We start from the raw sequence: 20,112 nt of genomic DNA on the forward strand, positions 1-20,112 counted from the left end.
TGTTTTGCCGACCAACACAAACCTAAATACTCAGAAGTGTGGATACCGTCTTATGGAGCAAAACCCGCAGTCACAGCTGAAACTTCTTGTCACCCGTGGTAAGGAGCAAGGCTATCTGACCTATGCTGAAGTCAATGACCATCTGCCTGAAGATATCGTCGATTCTGATCAGATCGAAGATATTATCCAGATGATCAATGACATGGGCATTCAGGTAATGGAAGAAGCACCTGATGCTGATGATCTGATGCTGGCAGAGAATTCAACAGACACCGATGATGATGCAGCCGAAGCTGCAGCACAAGTCCTCTCAAGTGTAGAATCGGAAATTGGCCGGACCACTGACCCTGTGCGCATGTATATGCGTGAGATGGGGACGGTAGAACTGTTGACCCGCGAAGGCGAAATTGACATTGCCAAGCGCATCGAAGATGGCATCAATCAGGTTCAGTGTTCCGTTGCTGAATATCCTGAGGCAATCACGTATTTACTCGATCAGTACGACCGCGTTGAAGCAGGCGAAGTCCGTCTTTCTGACCTGATTACCGGCTTCGTTGACCCGAACGCGGAAGAAGATCTGGCACCAACCGCAACCAACATCGGTTCTGAGCTGCCGGCCGAAGAATTAAACAAAGATGACGACGACGAAGACGAAGAAGAAGAGGATGACAGTGACAGCGATGACGATAACAGCATCGATCCTGAACTGGCTCGTCAGAAATTCGAAGCGCTGCGTGTGCAGCATGAAAAAGCGCGTCAGCAGATTAAAATTCACGGCCGCGACCACCCGAACACCAATGCGGAAATCCAGCAGCTCTCTGAAGTTTTCAAAGAGTTCCGTTTAGTTCCGAAGCAGTTTGACCATCTGGTCAACAACATGCGTGAAATGATGGATCGTGTCCGTCAGCAGGAACGCTACATCATGAAACTCTGCGTTGAGCAGAGCAAAATGCCGAAGAAAAACTTCATCACCCTGTTCACCGGCAATGAAACCAGTGATTCCTGGTTTACGGCTGCTGTCGCGATGAACAAACCGTGGTCTGAAAAGCTGCAGGATGTCGCGGAAGAAGTTGAACGCAGCCTGCAACGCCTGCGTCAGATTGAAGAAGAAACCGGCCTGACCATTGAACAGGTCAAAGATATTAACCGCCGCATGTCTATCGGTGAAGCGAAAGCCCGCCGTGCGAAAAAAGAGATGGTTGAGGCGAACTTACGTCTGGTTATCTCTATCGCGAAAAAATACACCAACCGTGGCCTGCAGTTCCTGGATCTGATTCAGGAAGGTAACATCGGTCTGATGAAAGCGGTTGATAAATTTGAATACCGTCGTGGTTATAAGTTCTCGACCTATGCCACCTGGTGGATCCGTCAGGCGATTACCCGCTCTATCGCGGACCAGGCGCGTACTATCCGTATCCCGGTTCATATGATTGAGACTATCAACAAACTCAACCGTATCTCCCGTCAGATGCTTCAGGAGATGGGCCGTGAGCCGTCACCGGAAGAACTGGCAGAGCGGATGCTGATGCCGGAAGATAAGATCCGCAAAGTGCTGAAAATCGCCAAAGAGCCAATCTCAATGGAAACGCCGATTGGTGATGATGAAGATTCGCACTTAGGGGATTTCATCGAGGATACCACCCTCGAGCTGCCGCTGGATTCAGCCACCTCAGAGAGCCTGCGTTCCGCGACTCACGAAGTGCTGGCCGGCCTGACCCCGCGTGAAGCGAAAGTGCTGCGTATGCGTTTCGGTATTGATATGAATACTGACCACACGCTGGAAGAAGTGGGTAAACAGTTTGACGTTACCCGCGAACGTATCCGTCAGATCGAAGCGAAGGCACTGCGCAAACTGCGCCACCCGAGCCGTTCTGAAGTGTTACGCAGCTTCCTCGACGAATAATCCGCTTCAGGATCAGAGCATTATCAGGCGCCGTTTAACGGCGCCTTTTTTATGCTGACCCATTACCGGACACACAGTCATTCATTTACACAATCACCGCACATCAATCATTTTCCGAAGTCAATATTCCGCTCATAAAACAGTCAGATAGACAAGAAATGCTAGACCCCGCCGGAAACAGGCAGTATAATCATCCTCACTCGGCCCCTTAGCTCAGTTGGTTAGAGCACGCGACTCATAATCGCTTGGTCACTGGTTCAAGTCCAGTAGGGGCCACCAGATTTATCAGGGACTCAGATAAAAAATTATCTGAGTCCTTTTTTATACCATTTTAAACGATTCTTTCAGCACCCGCTGATTTTGAAATCTCTGCAAAATGCTGTCGCAGTATCTTACCGGAATCCTGAATACTCTTTTTCAGATCAAAAGGTACAACCCATAGTCGCAGTTCAGAATTAAACATGAATGAAGATTGGTATGGTTTTTTAAAACCTTCATGAGCAGGGTAAATCAAAAAAATATTTCCTTTTCCGTTCAGATATTTCATACCATAGGCATACATCTGATAAAAATCACCTTGTGATAACCCGGCCTTTTTTATCCCGCCATCTTCAGAGCTGATGATTTTCCATTTTGCATCACATATCTGTGGTAAATCCTGTGTATGCGGTTTTGGTACCAATAATATATCCGGTCTGAGCTGAAAAAAATTCTTATCATTATAATAAGTAAGTGAATGTTGTCTGGCCTGACATTTTATTCCCCAATCATCACTCATATGATGTCTCATCCACTGTGAAATAAATGCCTCAAAAACAGCTTCTGCCGGAAATAGCAATGATACAGCCTCAGCATTCCCACTCATGCAGTGAGGTGAGTTTCCGCTTAAGATCAGTTTTGCCCACTCGAGTGGAAGTGCATAATGCTGCATATGCCTGTCAGGTACCAAACTTCTGAACGCAATTGCCGGATCACTTATCATCGGAACTGCTTCAAATAAGTCACGAAATTTACGCAATCCCAGACGCAGCTGAGGGCTGTAAACTTCGTCGTATACTTTTTCAACCGCAGTTTTCAATATCCTATTTTCCATGCGTTCAACACGGTATTCATCATATTCAACAAAAAAACGATCACGCCGAATACTGTTTGCTTTTATCTGCTTACTGACCAGTAATTTACCTTTAAGCCAGGCACTATTTTTACTTTGCCGGAGGTAATCACTTTTAATTCCCTTTTTGAGTAATATCTGAAGACTACGAATAAACTGGCCAACAAAAATATCCGGTAATGTCATTTTTGATGTGGATATGAATGTATCTGTGCTGGCAATACAGCGAAATGTTTTCAATGTACGCAGCATCATCAGCAACTGAGTGCGGGACAGGCCGGCATCAGGATCCTTCTTCCCTGTTTTTGGTAAAATTTCAATGCGGATACCTTTCGGCAAAGCGAGAACACCTACATAGTTTTTTACCTGTAAAACCTTAACACCTGCCCGTACACAAAGTGTCAGCAGCCGCTGGTCAACCGTATCCTTATCTTTCAGGCAACGTTGTTCGAGCCATCGAAAAGCCGGTTCAGGCAGCGACCTGGCATAGTTTGCCTTATCTTTATCCCGTTCGCTGACAAGATATCCATGTTCAAAAAGTGTAATTACCTTACCTTTTGGCATCAGTTATTCTCATTATTTAACGCTTCAGGATCATAAATTTGCTGATATGCCAAAGGATTATTCCACACTGCATCATCGTCAGAACATAACTGAAAGCTCATCCCGGCTTCATCAAGCTCATCCGGAACATCCTGACCAAACAGCTCAATGAGATTCTGTTGTTCACTGACCTGGCGAACAAAACGTAATGAATCATCCTTTTTCTGATTATCACCGAGTACCAACCGTATTTTATCCCAATCGTTATAAAAATACTCTTCCAGCAACGGAAGAACTTTATTTTTCATCACTCGCTGAAGAATCTTAAATGCCTCTTCCTGTGTTTCTTTCAATTGAATAACAGGGATAAAATAAGCATGCCCCAACGTATGCTCACTGTCATACAATACCCGGATACGGCGATTTAACGTCCCGAGTAACCGTGAAAGATTAACGCCCATAATATCGGTATTGCCCAGAGCCTCACTATCCGGTAATAATGGCGTAAACTCAAACCGGCGGCGTAATGCAGTATCCAGAGTAGTCAGTGAACGGTCCGCCGTATTCATCGTGCCTATTAGATACAGGTTATTAGGTACTCCGAAAGTATCCGATGAATACGGAAGATTTACCGTCAGAGCTTCCCGTTCTCCGAGACGCTTTGAAGATTCAATCAGCGTAATCAGTTCACCGAAAATTTTTGCAATATTCCCCCGGTTTATTTCATCAATAATAAGAACATAATTTTGTTTTTTCCCATCAGGAATTGATTTTACCGCAGGTGCAATATTGTATGTTCTAATCAGATAACTAAGGATACCCTTGACATACGGCAAGTTATAAATTCCTGCTTCATTGTGATAATAAAGACTAATAATATGCTTTATAGATGCAGGATATCCATACTCTAATTTTTCATTCGCATCCGGGTATACCCGGAATGTGGTATTGTTTGTATACCTGACACGGAACCCTTTACCAGTAGCAGTTTTTAGATCAACACCGTCATCTTCAGTACATTTTTTTTTAAATTTTTCGATGGCACTCTCAAGTTCAGGCCGGTTACCAGAATCGCCCTGCCCTAACAATGCATCGTCACAAATCTGTCGAAAAATACCGGGTTTTATTTCATAACTGACATTGCCATTATTTGTTTCAGCCCGTAAACCTTCAATAAACTCTTCATATCCAAAGCTTTGATGAAATGTTACAAAACGAATACGTTTTTGATCAATAAGTTCATCGTACAACTTTTTCAATGGTTCCCTGAACTGTTTTCCTTTAAATCCGGTTAACTTTGTATATTTTTCAGGTTCACAGGCCTGAACGGCAAGTTCAATGGTTTTGTACGTTTTTCCCGTTCCCGGCGGGCCATACAAAATTTGGTTTTTCGGAATACTGTAATCACGTCCATTTTCATATTCTGTGGCGATCTCTTCGTCGATAATTTCAGCCGAAGTATCACGAATACTGTTATTATTAGCTTCAATATCTTCATACAGATACCACAATGACATATTAAGCTCAACATCATCGGCATTATTATCCAGTGCATTATTCAACACTGTTTTCAGCCAGATATTTCTCTCCAGCCAGTTCCCGTTATCTTTTGATAATCCCAATTCAAACCGGTTATTAAGGAAAAAATAAACTTTAGAAAATGCCGACTCATTAATAACCGAACTCAGTTTATCAGGGTAGAATGCAGCAAATGCCCGGTGACAGAGTGCCCAGTAATGTTTCCGGAGAACATGGCTTTTCACTAAACTTCGTATCTGCTGGTATGCCTTTCCGAGAACATCCTGATTGCATCCCGACGAAATCGTTTTGGTTAATTCACGTAACTCGTGTTGCGCATTATCAAATTCCTCTTTGGACATTCCGCCCTGGTTCAGACTGGCGACACCATTTCCGCGGGTGTACCAAATCTCGCGGATAATACCATCAGAAAAATCGGGAGATTCTCTTTTAACCCGTTCGACTAATTCCCGGTAAGATTTTCCCCACTTACTATTCTTATTGGCATTCATTCTGTCCCGTAAAAATTCATCCAAATTCTTTGATGTCAGATCCATATTTTGTCCTGTCATAAACGACCATCTGCTTATCAGATATCAATAAAAATTCATGCGCCCTTCAGCATATCAAACACCACACGGGCAAAGCCTTTCGCCAGTTCCGGATTAGACAGATACTGCATCATCATTTCCTGCTGGGCGTCGTTGCTGTCCATAACGGCATCATCAATGGCTTTCGGGAAATCCCCCAGCATGGCCTGTTCACGGGTGTTGTTCGCTATCTGCGTCATCACCGCCTGATTTTCCGACAGTTTGTCACGCACAGTGAAAGCATAATTGATCATATCTTTATCAGTGAGATTGTCAGTAATAAACAGATCATTAAGACGTGCCAGAATATTCGACAAAAACTCTTCTTTCTTGTCCTTTGGTTTCGCGGTGCCAATATCATTAACCGGCGTGAGTTTATAGTCTTCCGTATCTTCCTGCAGCTTCAGATTCTGTTCATGGAGCTTAGACAGACGGTAATGGCTCATTTCAACATTACTCAGATCAATCTCATCGTCTTCGATACGCTGCTCATGCAATAAAGGGCGCAGATGGCGGGCAAAAAGACTCAGTTTTTCTAAGTTTTTATCATCGTAATCCACGATTTGTGACATAAACTCGTAAAAACGGACAAAGCTGCCGAGATCTTTCTTAAAAATATCCAGCTTATCTTTTTCCTGCTTACAGGCTTTAACGTTATTCTCTGCATTAGTGGTTACGACCACATCCCCGTATTTTTTGACGCGTTCAAGCATCTCTTTCGCCTGAACATACGCATCAATCGCGGAGACATAACGCAGCTTCCAGCGCTGGACAGCAGGTTTACAAATATTACTGATGGCGGCATTGGATTTATTTTTGGTGAAGAAGGCTTCACAGAATTGCTCTACTTCACTCCACTGAAAAATACCGGCAGCCCGGAGTTTTTCAAATAGCTCAAAAGCCTGCTGAGGATCACTGACATCGTTTAATTCTGCTGTCTGATAATATGGCCGGAAAGCACTCAGAATATCGTCCGGTTCATTATAGAAATCGAGCACAAACGTGCCTGACTGCGCTTTCCCCGGGTAGATACGGTTCAGGCGTGACAGCGTCTGTACACATTCCACGCCGCCCAGCGCTTTATCGACATACATGGCGCACAGTTTAGGCTGATCAAAACCGGTCTGGAATTTATTGGCCACCAGCATGACCTGATAGTCATCGGTATCAAACGCTTTACGCATGTCCCGGCCTTTCAGCCCGGGATTCATATTGCTTTCAGTGAATTTCTGGTTAAGCAGCTCAGGGCTGTTATGGTCGTCCTCATTGAATTCAACTTCACCGGAGAATGCCACCATTGCATTGATTTTCTGGTATTTATTATCAGAAATATACTTATCGAATGCCAGCTTGTAGCGTACCGCCGCTTTACGCGAACTGGTCACAACCATGGCTTTCGCCTGACCGCCCAGCAAGTGCATGACATGCTTGCGGAAGTGTTCAACAATCACCTTCACTTTCTGCGATACATTATGATCGTGCAGCGTGACCCACTGATTCAGCTTTATTTTGGCCTTTTTACTGTCCACTTCACAATCGGGGTCACCCAACGTTTGCAGCAGCTTATAAGCGACTTTGTAGTTGGTATAATTCTTCAGGACATCAAGAATAAAACCCTCTTCGATGGCCTGACGCATGGAATATACGTGGAACGCTTCCGGTTTGTTGGTTTTTGACGCCGGTTCAGACGGATCAGGGCGACGACCGAACAACTCCAGTGTTTTGGCTTTTGGTGTGGCGGTAAAGGCATAATAATTCAGGTTATTGCTGCCTTTACGCGCGGCGACGGTAGCATCCAGAATATCTTCTGACGACATCACCACATCATCATCCGTTTCTTCGGTCATCAGCACTTCCTTCAGTTGGCGTGCCGTAGAGCCGCTTTGTGAGGAGTGCGCTTCATCAGCAATCACCGCGTATTTACGCTGTTTGAGGCTGACGCTGTTTTCAATCGCCTTTAATACAAACGGGAAGGTCTGGATGGTGACGATAATGATCGGCTGCGAATTTTCCAGCGCCGCAGCCAGTTTCTCCGATTTGGAGCCATCGCCCTCTTTGTTATTGATGCGCCCGACCACACCATCCTGATGCTCAAACTGATAGATAGTATCCTGCAGCTGATCATCGAGCACAGTACGGTCTGTCACCACGATCACGGAATCAAACTGTTTTTCGCCTTTTTTATCATACAGACGGGAGAGCTGATGGGCCGTCCAGGCGATAGAGTTGGATTTACCCGACCCCGCACTGTGCTGAACCAGATATTTATTGCCGGTGCCTTCTGCCACCGCAGCAGTGATCAGCTTATTCACCACGTCCCACTGATGATAACGCGGGAAAATCAGGCTCTCTTTTTTACCTTTCAGGCCGTTCCACTCTTCTTTCTCTTCAATTTGCAGATGCACAAAGCTGGCGAGAATTTTCAGCAGATTCTCCGGGCGCAGCACCTCATTCCACAGGTAACTGGTGGCGTAATCATTTTCATCTTCAGGGATATCATTGCCTGCTCCGCCATCATGGGTACCTTTGTTAAACGGCAGGAAGAAGGTTTTATCGCCATCAAGTCTGGTCGTCATAAACACGTCGTACTGACTGACAGCAAAATGCACCAGCGCCCCGCGTTTGAAGGTCAGCAGCGGCTCAGGTTTATTCGTACCGGGGTCTTTGGGCAAACGCGTTTTCTTATATTGCGTCATCGCGTTTTGCACCGTCTGTTTAAATTCAGACTTCAGCTCCAGCGTCGCTACCGGCAGGCCATTGATGAACAATACCAGGTCGATACGCCATTTCTTCGCCTTTACACCGGTTTCTTCATATGCAGTTTTTGATGCGTGCGGGCTGTAGACCAGCTCCGGCACAATGCGACAGATATTCTGTTTATAGCGCGCCAGGGTTTCAGGGTTGAGAGTGTGTTCCGGTTTAAACTGACACAGGGAAAACCGCGCGTTATGGCTTTTGATCCCGTGGCGTAATACACCAAGCGTACCATAAGTCCGCGACAGCATATCCGTGGCATTGATATCTGCTTTTTTCAGTTGCGCCACCAGCGCATCGAGGAAGTGACGCTCGGTATCGGTGGGATAAATTTTGGCAAATTTTTCCCACTCGTTCGGCTGAGTGGTTTGCACAAACGTCAGCGCATCCCGTGAGTACAACGCACGTTCGCGGTCGTAGCCGTCCGATTTACCTTTAACCCAGCCTTTATCGATCATCTGAGCAATTATTTCGTCCTGGAAAATCAGCTCTTTGGTGCTGTCCATACTCATGCGGCAGTCTCCTCAGTTTTTTCTATTTCCTGAGTATCAGGGGCAACCCAATCACGGACATCGATTTTACCGGTGACGGCGGCGGAGATTAGGGCAATGCGGCGTTCTTGTAGCAACTCTACCTGTTTGAGAGTTTTCTGAGTTAAATCATCAAATTTTTTCAATGTTTTTTGGACAAAATCAGCTATATCATTTTGCTCATGTATCGGAGGTACAGGAAATACAAATTCAATAGCATCCGATACGTTAAACTGCTTTTGTGCTGCACCATAAGAAGCAAGATCAACTTGTTGTCTTCCAACCCAAACATTCATTGCCGCACATAGCCAGTCAGAGTTGTAACTGCCTCTTCTAATAATGATAATTGACGCGCAATTAGAGCCTTCTAAATCATCAGTAACCACTGAAGTGATTCCTGGATATCCAACACGTACTGACACTAAATCTCTACTATTTAATCTTGAAGGAAGTAGTTTATTGCTATCCTGAGGTGACATTCGCCTTGTTTTAGCTAGGTCGAATCCAAACTCTTTAACGTCACCACCAAATATAAAATAGACACCTTCATCTTTAGTATATGTAGAAGGGTTAATAACGAGCCCAACACCAATTTTGGGAGAGATATGTTTTAACCGTTTGATAATCCAATGCTCCGGTACTTCTCCCAACCACTCAACACCCGAATCTTTCATCGGTACATCAGGGTTTAATCCTTTCGTCACAGCATGGCTAATCACCGCCTGACGTTTTTCTTTTAGTAGTTCAATCAGTTGTTTTTGTTTCTCGATAAGATTATCTATTTTTGTAGTTTCGTGATCGAGAAAATCAGCAATTTGAAATTGCTCTGAAATAGACGGTAATGTAAAACTTAAGTTCCCTAATTGCTCTGCAGATACAGCCTCAAAAGTACTACCCGTGGCTATCGCATCAAGTTGATATTTATATGTTGGTAATAACCACCACAAAAAAGAGGATATTATCTTTATAGATTCAGCAATACTACACAATCCTCTCCCTATTCCATATTTTTTGTCTGCATAATTAATAGCCCCCACAGGAGCTCGTACAGAAAATAAAATATCGCCAGGATTAGCAATTTTTTTTGCTACAGGGCAATATTGCTTTTCTATAGGATTAACTTTACCAAATTCTGCATTCCCCTGAAGGAAAGCTAATCCATCACCTTCAATATTGCAATCATCTGAGCTAGGTGATTGCCCCATATTTAACAACGTTTCAAATTTTAAGCGAGTTATTTTCCAACTCTCCGGAATCTCCCCCAGCCACTCAATCCCGGAATCCTTATATTCCGGATACGCCTTATATTTTGCCATCAGGAATGTACCTCCTGTAACAGCTTCATGATTTCGGTACTGACCGCATCCAGATCGGCATCAATTTCTTCCAGCGGGCGCGGCGGCTGATAGACGTAGAAATGGCGGTTAAACGGAATCTCATAACCCACAATCCCCACTTCGCCATCTTTCGCATCGCGCTTATCGGCATTAATCCAGGCATCGGCGACATGGGGCTGAACTTCTGCTTTAAAATAGGTTTCAATCAGGTCACTGGTTGAAAGTTTCGGATCCAGCGGCACGTTTTCGTTATCCCGCAGGTCGCCGTCCTGTTCAAACTCGACCACTTTACCGTTGTACTCAAACGCCCCGTACAGCGGCTGAGCGTCTTCTTTCAGCACCTTCTTCACTACCGGCTCGGCGTCCGGGTTCTTCGTGGTGATGGCATCAATAAATTGTTTATTTTCTTTCGCATCCAGCTTCACACCCGCCTTTTTGACAGCCCCTTTCAGCGTCAGCTGGAACTGGTTAAAATCATTACTCACCAGCGTTTTACCACCTTCCTGCGTACCAAGCGCCGTCTGAATCTGCTGCGCTTTTTCCATTAACCCGCGCTGTGCCAGCCACAGTTTGCTGTCGAGCAGGTCTTTAATCTGCTTTTCTTTCAGTTCGGCAAATTCGGCTTTAATGATGGCGCGCGCTTCTGTTTCCGTTTCTGAGAAGTCACCGTAGTTATCTTCCTGCCACTGTGACGCAAACTCCTCATACAGGCGCTCCATCGGCGCATTAAACGGCTTCGGTGCAAAGCGCAGGCCGGCAATCGCTTCATCCGTGACCTGAGCGGATAAACGCAGCGGGCGCTCAATGGTCAGGCGGCGATAACCAAAATCGGTACTGTTAAAGATTTTGCTGGCAAAGGTTTTCGGCGTTTCGGTTTTGGATGTGGCAGATTGGCGGCCGCGGCTGGATTTTTGTTCTGTCGTTTTTTCCAGACCCGGTTCTTCCAGAGTGGTGGCATCCACCACCTCAAAGTCCCCGAAGGTCTGCGTGATCAGTCTGATATCGTCTTCGCCCATCAGATTACGTTTGGAACCCAGTGACTTGCGCATCTTACCGTACAGATGAGTGCCATCAATCAACTGCACTTTGCCTTTACGCTCCGGAGATTTGTTGTTCGATAAGATCCAGACATACGTTGCAATGCCGGTGTTATAAAACATATCGGTCGGCAACGCGATAATGCCTTCCAGCAGATCTGCCTCCAGAATGTAGCGGCGGATTTCACTCTCACCACTGCCCGCACTGCCGGTAAACAGCGGGGAGCCATTAAGGATAATCCCGATACGCCCGCCATGGGTTAAATGACCGTCCGCACTGTAGCTGTCACGCATTTTACTGATCAGGTGCATCAGGAACAGCAGCGAGCCGTCTGAAACACGCGGCAGGCCCGGGCCAAAGCGACCGTTATAACCTTTCTGTGTATGTTCGTCGTTGATTTCACCCTCAATCTTTTTCCAGTCCACGCCAAATGGCGGGTTAGAGAGCATGTAATCGAACTGATCCTGCGGCAGCTGGTCGTTAGAGAGGGTGTTACCCAGTTTGATGCGGCTGACGTCCTGACCTTTGATCAGCATATCGGCTTTACAGATAGCGTAGGATTCCGGGTTCAGCTCCTGACCAAAGGCACGCATCACCGCGTAAGGGTTCAATTCATGCACATATTCCATTCCCGAAGAGAGGAATCCGCCTGTCCCGGCCGTCGGGTCGTAAATGGTGCGGATGATACCGTCCTGCGTCAGCGCTTCATCATCTTCCATAAACACCAGCGAGGTGGTCAGACGCACGATATCGCGCGGGGTGAAGTGCTCACCAGCGGTATCGTTGGAACTTTCCGCGAAACGGCGGATAAGTTCTTCAAAGACCAGCCCCATATCATGATTGGAAATTTTCTCCGGGCTGAGATCGGTGGTGGCAAATTTCTTAACAACTTTGAACAGCAGGTTGGCATCATCCAGCAGACCAACAAACTCGCTGAATTTAAAATGTTCGAAGATTTCACGCGCATCCGCTGAAAATGACTGAACATAATTTTCCAGGTTGGCTTTAATATCATTCTGCCCCATCTTGCCGAGATCCATCGGCGACGCATTGAAGAATGTCAGACCACTGGCACGCAACAGAAATTTCTCTTTAGCGTCTTCCGGCAGCGGGCTTTTTTTTAATTCTTCCGCTTTTGCCACAACGGTTTCTTTGGTCCCGGCTAACACACATTCAAGACGACGCAGAAGTGTAAATGGCAGGATCACGCGCCCCTACTGAGATTGTTTAAAATCACCGCGCAGTAAATCGGCTACCGACCATATAAATGCAGCCGTTTGGGAAAAATTAGAGTCAGTCATAAGAGATCCTGAAAGATATTACAGCCGGGAAACCGGATTGCCCCCGGAAAATGTTCATATTCTCAGAATGATACCGCCGGAAAGTGCGAATGCAAACGATTCAGGACACAGAAATGAATATTCGTGGCGTATGTTTACTGACTGACAACGCAGCGCTGTTAAATGCCGGCCGATTATACCTGCGGACGAACTCACCAGATCCGGATAACAATTCCCCCGAATCAAAAAACAGCTCCCCGGATACCACCATAAAATAACATAATGTTTTTATTTGTTTTTTCCTTATCCAATCACATTGAATTACCGCTCCATTCCGTTACACTAAGTCAAATTTTTTATTCTTCACTTTCTGTTTAAAATTAATCCGTATAAGGGATGATATGACAAAGCAACGTAAACTAAGGATTGCTCTGCTTATAGCTATTGCACTGTCCGGCGGGGCCTGGCTGACCTATTCTGTGACGTCCGGCACTACCCCTGCAGATAAGGGCTATGAGCTGTATTTATCCGGGGATACTGACGGGGCATTCCGCTATTTTTCCGCCGAAGCGGAAAAGGATCCGCAGGCTGCTTATGCGCTGTCAGTCATGTATCTCAGCGGCAACGGTACACCGGAAAATGCGGTGCTGGGTTATCAGTGGCTGGAACGGGCTGCGAAAGCCGGTAATAAAAACGCGTTATATAACCTCGGTTATTACCGCTATCACGGCAGAGTGCCTTATACCGAACAGGATCCGTACGGTATTACCTCACTGAACGCTGCGGCAGAAGCCGGTGTACGTGAGGCACAGGAATTACTGGGCAGTATTTATCTGCACGATAAATATGAAAATATTCCGTCAGATGCAGAGCAGGCGCGAAAATATATGACCGCCGCCGCCGATCAGGGGTCGTTTTTTGCTAAATTCGCCCTGGGTTATATCGCTTACGAATATGATAAAGATTATAAAAAAGCCGTTGAGATCCTGACACCTCTGCTCAGTGAACAATTTATCTTCCCCGCCATGTTACTTTCCCGGATATACGAGACCGGCGGTCACGGAATAGAAGCCGACCCCGGACAGGCAAAAAAATACCGCTATATGGCTTTTTCACAAATAAGCTCACTCAGTGAAGAAGATGTTATGCCGAAAGCGTTATCACTCTACGGCGCAGAAACCACGGATGAAACAGCAGCACGGCTGAAAAAACTGGAAAAGATGGCAGAGAGCGGTAATCTTCATGCCCGTTACGCCCTCTATGATACTTATATGCAGGGAACGGGGGTCATCACAGATAAAGAAAAAGCCCTCCGTTATTTACAGCCGCTGATTGATAAAAACGATCCGAAAGCCCTTTATACCTGGTATCTTGATACCAAAACAAATCCTGAATATCTGACAGCCGCAGCTGAAGCCGGATATCCCGATGCCCTTTATCTGCTTTATCAAATCCACCGTAATATCCGTTTTGATGATGCCTTCGATTATGATCGTGAACGCGCAGCAGAATACCTGAAACAGGCTGCGGATACCGGACACCACGATGCATTAATCGGAATCATTGCGGATCTTGCCGACAGCTATCAATTTCCGGATAACGATACCAACACACAGATATCCGCGTATTTAGCCAGGTTACTGGAAAAATATCCGGATGACCCGGAGGCACTGATGCTGGCTTCCGCACGTTACGGTGATCAGGAAGGGAATATTTATGATCCGGTCCGTGCCTTTGAACTGAATAAAAAATCGGCAGAATTATCGCCGCTGGCAGATTCACAGGATCAGCTGGCCTATAAATACGCCAGAGGTATCGGTGTTGAACAGGATGTAAAAAAAGCCGTCGGGATCTATAAATCCCTGTCAGAAAATCCCTATTTTCAGGATAAGGCTTACCGGCGTTTAACGGATCTGTATTTTTCCTTTGATACCGGTGGTGAAATTGATGAAAAAGAGATTATCGCGTTCCTGAAAAAAGATACCGAAGAGAATAATAACTACCGCCAGGCACACTTTTATGCCGATTATCTGTTGCGGGAAGATCCGGTCAAAAACCGCAAACAGGCTATGGAACTGTATCAGAAAGCCAGCGAATATACCCCCGCTGCCAATGCTCACCTGGCAAAAGCGCTTATTTCCCTCAATACCGGCGATAATGAACAGGCGCTGAAGCTGGCGCTGGAAATCATGAAAAGTGAATATTCCCGCTCCCTGCTGACGGAAAAAGAATGGCATGATGTCACACAGATTGTCTTCTCCGAAGGCAAAAATGACCTCCTTGCCAGACAATTCTGGGTCCTGCTTGCCCTGCGGGATAATAACGCCGAAGCACAGAAACTGATTACCCCGCTGCTGGGTCAGGATCCGGATGTCACGTATTACTATGCGCGGCTGAAACTGGAAGATGCGGAAGATAAACCGGATATGACCGATGAGATCCTGCGTCCGGATATTGAACTGATGATGAAAGCGGCAGATCAGGGCAGCCCGGAAGCCGGTGAATACATGGTGAATCGTCTGAAGAGCGCAACCCGCCCCGGTACACAGAGCAATCTGAATCAGGCATTTCTGAAGGTAACCGGACTGACGGAACGCGATATTGTACCCCGCCTGACACAGTGTGCTGATGCCGGTGAATGGGCCTGCATGTATGAATTGGGCGAGATCTATTATGAAGGTCAATACGGTGTAAACGCTGACCTGAATGCCTCCATTGCCTGGTATGAAAAAATTCCTGACCGCGATTACCGTTTCACAGAATCACGCCTGAGCAAAGTCAAAAAGAGCCGTGATACCCTGGCAGACCTGAATGCCAGCGTCCGGAAAGGGGATGCTGAAGCCGCCTATGAATTATCTTACGCCTGGAAAAACGGCAACCACGGCCTGACGCAGGATCCGGAAAAATCGCTGTATTACCTGAAAATGGCAGCCGAAGGCGGGCACGAAAATGCCATCACTGCTCTGATTGATAACTACAAAAACACTGACACACTCAGTCCGGAAGATAAAAAACGGCTGCTGTCGCTGTACGACAAACTCCCAGGAACCGGCAATAACAGCTATCTGCGTGATCTGGGTACACAGTACCTGCAGGGCAGCAATCTTGTCAGCGCGGATCGTCAGAAAGCCCGCTATTATTTCAGCAAAGCCGGTGATTACGGTGCTCACGAACTGGAGGCAATGGATCAGTTTGAAATAAACGTAAAACTGGCGGATGAAAGCCCTAATGCAGCCTATGAAACCGGTTATGCTTATTTTCTCGGACGCGGCACACAAAAAGATCTGCAGCAAGCCCTGCCATACCTGCAAAAGGCAGCAGATGCCGGTCATAATTATGCCACCATCCTGCTGGCGGATACCTATGCAAAGGGAGAGTACGATAAAAAAACACAGCGCCGGATTATCGCACCGGACTGGGACAAAGCCATCGTCCTGATACGTGCCTACAAAGGGCCGCGTGATGTATCAGAAGATATCGCATTCTATGAGAGCACGATAAAACCGGCACTGGCCGGGGACAGCAGCGCCATGAACGCCGCCGGGGAACGCGATAAGAGCTACGGTAATTATGATGCCGCCCGTTACTGGTTTGAAAAAAGCGCGGAAAGCGGTTATCTGCCTGCATTCTGCGCCCTGGCCGGGGCGACGGAAACCAATGACGGCAAAATGGCGGTATTACGCCGTGGTGCGGAGAAAGGTGACAGTTGCTCCGATACCCTGCTGGCAGTCATGCAGCTCAAAGAGAACCGCATACCACCGGATTCACCGGAGTGGGCCGGTGTTGTCACCCAGGTGGAAAACGGACTGAAAAACAGTGATGAATCTGTGTCAAAAACCGCGTTTGATACACTGGCCCGGCTGTATAACGGTACTCTCAGTGATAACAACGGCAGCTCCCTGTATAACGCGGATAACAAAAAATATCTCGCACTGCTGGAAGCGGAGGCAGATAAACGGGCCGATGCGCAAATCGCTCTGTTCAATTATTACCGGCAGAATAATGACACAGATAAAGCACTGTCTTATCTGCAGAAAGGCCATGATAACGGCGATATTGCTGCCACAGAAGCCCTCTACGAATACTATATATCACCGGAATACTGCCGCCGTGACGATGCCGATCCCGCTAAAGCGGAACAGTATCTCACGGCGTGGCTGAAAAAATCGGACTACCCGGAAAATACCGATAACTATATGCTGATGCCGCCGGAAACCATGACCAAAGCCATGGGGGATGCGTGGCTTGAAGGCTTTTGCAACACCGCACCCGACCCGGATAAAGCCATCGCGTGGTATACCCGTTCGCTGGAATATAACAACACGCACGCTCTGAAAGGTATGTATAACGCTTATGTCAGTAAAAAAGAGGCCGCCGAAGCGTATTACTACGGTTCACTTGCCGATGTCAGTTCCCGCGAGGGAGACAAACTGACTGACACACTGACAGATGCAGAACATGATGCGGTGCTGCAACGGATTAAGAAAAAACAGGAATATGAGCAATACGGCCGTTATGAACAGGAAATTGAAGCGAAACGGCAGAAAGCGGAAAGCGGTGATGCCATGGCTGCATTCTCGCTGGGGGTAAACTATGCCCGTGGCGAACGTGTTCCGGAAGATACGGAAAAAATGCTCTATTTCTATGAACTCGCCGGTAAAAACGGCTACGCCAGAGCGTATAACGTACTGGGGAATCTCTACCGCAAACCGAATGAGCGCGGCATCCCGGAGGATGGCAAAAAAGCCCTCGCGTATTTTGATGCGGGAGCCAGACTGGGTGACAGCAATACCGCACACCTCGCCGGAGATATGCTCTATTTCGGTCAGTCCGGGCTGGAAAAGGATTATCCGCAGGCTGCCCGCTATTATGAAATGACCTCCCTTGAACAGGGCAATCATCATGAAATGGCGAAACTCAAGGTCGCATGGATGTATTATCACAAACTGGTCGGTACCGGCAGTGATGATGATCTGCGCAAAGCACGGGATAACCTGATACTGTCAGCAAAATACGGCAATAAAGAGGCCGAAAAAGCCTTAAAAGAGTGGGATTTTTCACGTATCAGCGATAAAAAATAAATAAGCGGTTTTATTATCAGCGCCCTCCCGGAATATGACCTGTTCCGGGAGAGTGTTTACAACTCACCTGTCCCTCACTCCCAGAATATCCACCTGAATCATCCGTGAATCTGCACGACCGTGATCATCCACGGCGCGGATACGGTAGCTCCCGGCGGCTTCCGGTTTCCATTCCAGCGGGCGGCGGCTGGTGCTGTTACCGAGGTATGCATCACCGGCAAACCAGTAAATCACACTGCTGTCATTATCCGCAGTGGCGGTAAAAAACAGAGAGGATGGCTGGTTTGCTGTCCGCCGCAGTGTGTAGGTGGTGTTGCGCAGCGGTGAGGTGATACGCGGTGGTGTGCCGCCAATCAGGCTGTTGCCGCCTTTACAGTGTGCGGCAGACGGCGGGGTTTTCTTCGGCAGACCGGCCATGGCAAATACCCGCGCCAGGTCAGACGACCAGTATTCATAGATATCAATATTCACCTCAGCAGGATCATAAGGCGGACACACCACCTCACCGGTGATTTTATCCGTTGCCACCGGGCGGTAGATGGTATCAACCGCAATCGGTGATTTACCGGGGATAAACCAGGTTTTGCCCCGCCGCTGACACCACTGCGTCGGCAGGTTGCCGCTGGCCAGACAAACCTCCACCTGACGGAGGTTTTCCGGTTGCGGAAAGTCCGGCTCCCGCAGCGCCGGGTACTCCGCCATAATGTTGTCGATAATATTGAAAAACAGCGGTGCGGCAGCTTCCGCACCAATCAGCGCACTGTTTCCGGTGCCGTCAAAGTTCCCGAGCCAGACCACCAGCACATACGGCCCGGTGATGCCGCTGCTCCAGGCATCACGGAATCCCCAGGATGTGCCGGTTTTCCAGTACACCGGCAGTGTCATCGGTTTTTGCGCGAGGCTGTTACCGGGACGGCGGTGCTGCCCCAGCATATCCAGCGTGATAAACGCCGCTTCCTCACTCAGCAGGCGGACCGGTGCAGCAGGCTGTTCTGATTCAGTCATCCGCAGCGGACGCAGAACGCCCCGGTTGGCGAGGATCGCATAGAGTTTTGCCAGTTCCTGCGCGGTCACTTCACCGCCGCCCAGGACCAGCGACAACCCGTAGTGTTTTTCCCCCGCCATCCCGGAGAGCCCGGCCAGACGGAGAAACTGATAGATATTCGGTTTGCTGAGTTTTGCCGCGATATCCACTGCCGGAATATTACGGCTGTAATTCAGTGCCTGTGTCGCCGGCAGCGGCCCCATAAAGCGCAGATCGAAGTTCTCCGGTGCGTAGCTGCCGAAAGTGGACGGCACATCTTTAAGAATGGTCAGCGGGTGCAGCACGCCCTGCTCCAACCCGAGGGCGTAAATAAAGGGTTTCAGCGCCGAGCCGGGGGAGCGTTTGGCATTGGTGCCGTTCACCTGACCGTGGATCGCCGTGTTGTAATAATCCGCCGAGCCCACCAGCGCCCGCACACCCATATCACGGGTATCAACAAGGAGCACCGCCGCATTGTGTAATCCCGCCTGCTGACGGCGGGCGATAAAAGCAGCCACCTGTTTTTCGGCAATGCGCTGAAGATTCACATCCAGCGTGGTGACCACTGTCTGTGGTTTTTCAGCACTGAACCGGTTCTGCCGGGCTATCTGCTCAATCAGATGCGGGGCGATGTAAGGCATCTGTTCCGGCTGGCGCAGCATCAGCGGCAATTCAAACAGTGCCGCCATGTTTTCATCGTCCGGATGTTCTTCCCGCCAGCGCTGCCAGAGCCGGTTACGTGCCTGCATCAGCGGCTGACTGATATCTGCCGTACCGGGTGTGACACGATACCCCGGCGACTGCGGCAGTACCGCCAGCGTCAGGGCTTCCGGTAGCGTTAAATCCGCCGGTTTTTTATTGAAATAGACCAGTGAGGCCGCCCCGGCGCTTTCAATATTCCGGCCATAGGGGGCATAGTTAAGATAGGCTTCCAGAATGTCGTGCTTGGAATAGCTCAGTTCCAGCTGCACCGCCCGCAGGATCTGTTCGGTTTTCCCCCACAGGGTACGGGTGTTGAGGTGCCAGCGCATCCGCGCCAGCTGCATGGTGATGGTTGAACCGCCCTGAAGCCGCTCCCCGCTGATGTAACTGACAAAAAAACCGCGCGTGAGGCTGTACGGATTAAACCCGGGATGGAGATAAAACCAGCGATCCTCATAACGCAGCGTGCCCTGTGTCAGCAGCGGTGACATCTCTTCCAGCGGTGTCCACAGCCGGTAGCGGTCATCGTTTGCCAGTGTCAGGCGCAGCAGTGTGCCGTTGCGGTCATAATAAGCCACCGACAGAGGCAGCCCTTCCGAGAGCGGCGGGTGCGGCCAGAGGCGGAATCCGATCAGAAACAGCGCCAGCAGGATAATCACTGCCGCCAGGTTCTGTATTACGCGCCGGATGCCGCTCATTCT

Annotated in this window: 7 protein-coding genes, 1 tRNA gene and 1 pseudogene; 3 read left to right on the forward strand and 6 right to left on the reverse strand. The window is 48.0% G+C overall.

Features of this window, described 5'->3' with window-relative positions; translation table 11 throughout:
* Nucleotides 1-4 precede the first annotated feature (4 nt).
* Entirely contained in the window at nucleotides 5-1,903 is a 1,899-nt protein-coding gene (rpoD, locus tag ACF8OF_RS10160) for an RNA polymerase sigma factor RpoD (protein ID WP_223302412.1), read from the forward strand.
* 202 nt (nucleotides 1,904-2,105) lie between these two features.
* Nucleotides 2,106-2,182 (forward strand) — tRNA-Ile (locus tag ACF8OF_RS10165).
* Between the two features lie 52 nt (nucleotides 2,183-2,234).
* On the opposite strand, the gene ACF8OF_RS10170 is transcribed toward ACF8OF_RS10165, so the two are convergent.
* From ACF8OF_RS10170 to ACF8OF_RS10190, 5 genes and pseudogenes are all read right to left on the reverse strand, one after another.
* Complete coding sequence (locus ACF8OF_RS10170) at nucleotides 2,235-3,578, reverse strand: McrC family protein (protein WP_392496502.1); 1,344 nt, start codon at nucleotides 3,576-3,578, stop codon at nucleotides 2,235-2,237.
* Nucleotides 3,578-5,632 (reverse strand): McrB family protein, encoded by a 2,055-nt coding sequence (locus ACF8OF_RS10175; RefSeq protein ID WP_392496504.1) that lies wholly within the window; start codon nucleotides 5,630-5,632, stop codon nucleotides 3,578-3,580. Before ACF8OF_RS10175 ends, ACF8OF_RS10170 begins: the two co-directional genes overlap by 1 nt.
* 50 nt (nucleotides 5,633-5,682) lie before the next feature.
* Nucleotides 5,683-8,931 (reverse strand): type I restriction endonuclease subunit R, encoded by a 3,249-nt coding sequence (locus tag ACF8OF_RS10180; protein WP_392496505.1) that lies wholly within the window; start codon nucleotides 8,929-8,931, stop codon nucleotides 5,683-5,685.
* The gene (locus tag ACF8OF_RS10185) at nucleotides 8,928-10,265 is read right to left on the reverse strand and encodes a restriction endonuclease subunit S (RefSeq protein WP_392496507.1); all 1,338 of its coding nucleotides are present in this window, start codon (nucleotides 10,263-10,265) and stop codon (nucleotides 8,928-8,930) included. Before ACF8OF_RS10185 ends, ACF8OF_RS10180 begins: the two co-directional genes overlap by 4 nt.
* Nucleotides 10,265-12,625 (reverse strand): annotated as a pseudogene (locus tag ACF8OF_RS10190) (N-6 DNA methylase). The gene ACF8OF_RS10185 and the pseudogene ACF8OF_RS10190 overlap by 1 nt, the downstream one beginning before the upstream one ends.
* 380 nt (nucleotides 12,626-13,005) lie before the next feature.
* On the opposite strand from ACF8OF_RS10190, the gene ACF8OF_RS10195 reads away from it, so the two are divergent.
* Complete coding sequence (locus ACF8OF_RS10195; protein WP_392496509.1) at nucleotides 13,006-17,685, forward strand: sel1 repeat family protein; 4,680 nt, start codon at nucleotides 13,006-13,008, stop codon at nucleotides 17,683-17,685.
* Between the two features lie 63 nt (nucleotides 17,686-17,748).
* On the opposite strand, the gene pbpC is transcribed toward ACF8OF_RS10195, so the two are convergent.
* Complete coding sequence (gene pbpC / locus ACF8OF_RS10200) at nucleotides 17,749-20,109, reverse strand: penicillin-binding protein 1C (RefSeq protein WP_392496511.1); 2,361 nt, start codon at nucleotides 20,107-20,109, stop codon at nucleotides 17,749-17,751.
* Between the last annotated feature and the right edge of the window lie 3 nt (nucleotides 20,110-20,112).

Source organism: Morganella sp. TYF_1 (assembly GCF_043105645.1).
Classification (GTDB): domain Bacteria; phylum Pseudomonadota; class Gammaproteobacteria; order Enterobacterales; family Enterobacteriaceae; genus Morganella; species Morganella morganii_B.

Bases quoted from the DNA above. Each gene is read 5' to 3' on its own strand.
- ACF8OF_RS10170 (WP_392496502.1), bottom strand. From the start codon at position 3,578: ATGCCAAAAGGTAAGGTAATTACACTTTTTGAACATGGATATCTTGTC.
- ACF8OF_RS10175 (WP_392496504.1), bottom strand. From the start codon at position 5,632: ATGGATCTGACATCAAAGAATTTGGATGAATTTTTACGGGACAGAATG.
- ACF8OF_RS10180 (WP_392496505.1), bottom strand. From the start codon at position 8,931: ATGAGTATGGACAGCACCAAAGAGCTGATTTTCCAGGACGAAATAATT.
- ACF8OF_RS10185 (WP_392496507.1), bottom strand. From the start codon at position 10,265: ATGGCAAAATATAAGGCGTATCCGGAATATAAGGATTCCGGGATTGAG.
- ACF8OF_RS10195 (WP_392496509.1), top strand. From the start codon at position 13,006: ATGACAAAGCAACGTAAACTAAGGATTGCTCTGCTTATAGCTATTGCA.
- pbpC (WP_392496511.1), bottom strand. From the start codon at position 20,109: ATGAGCGGCATCCGGCGCGTAATACAGAACCTGGCGGCAGTGATTATC.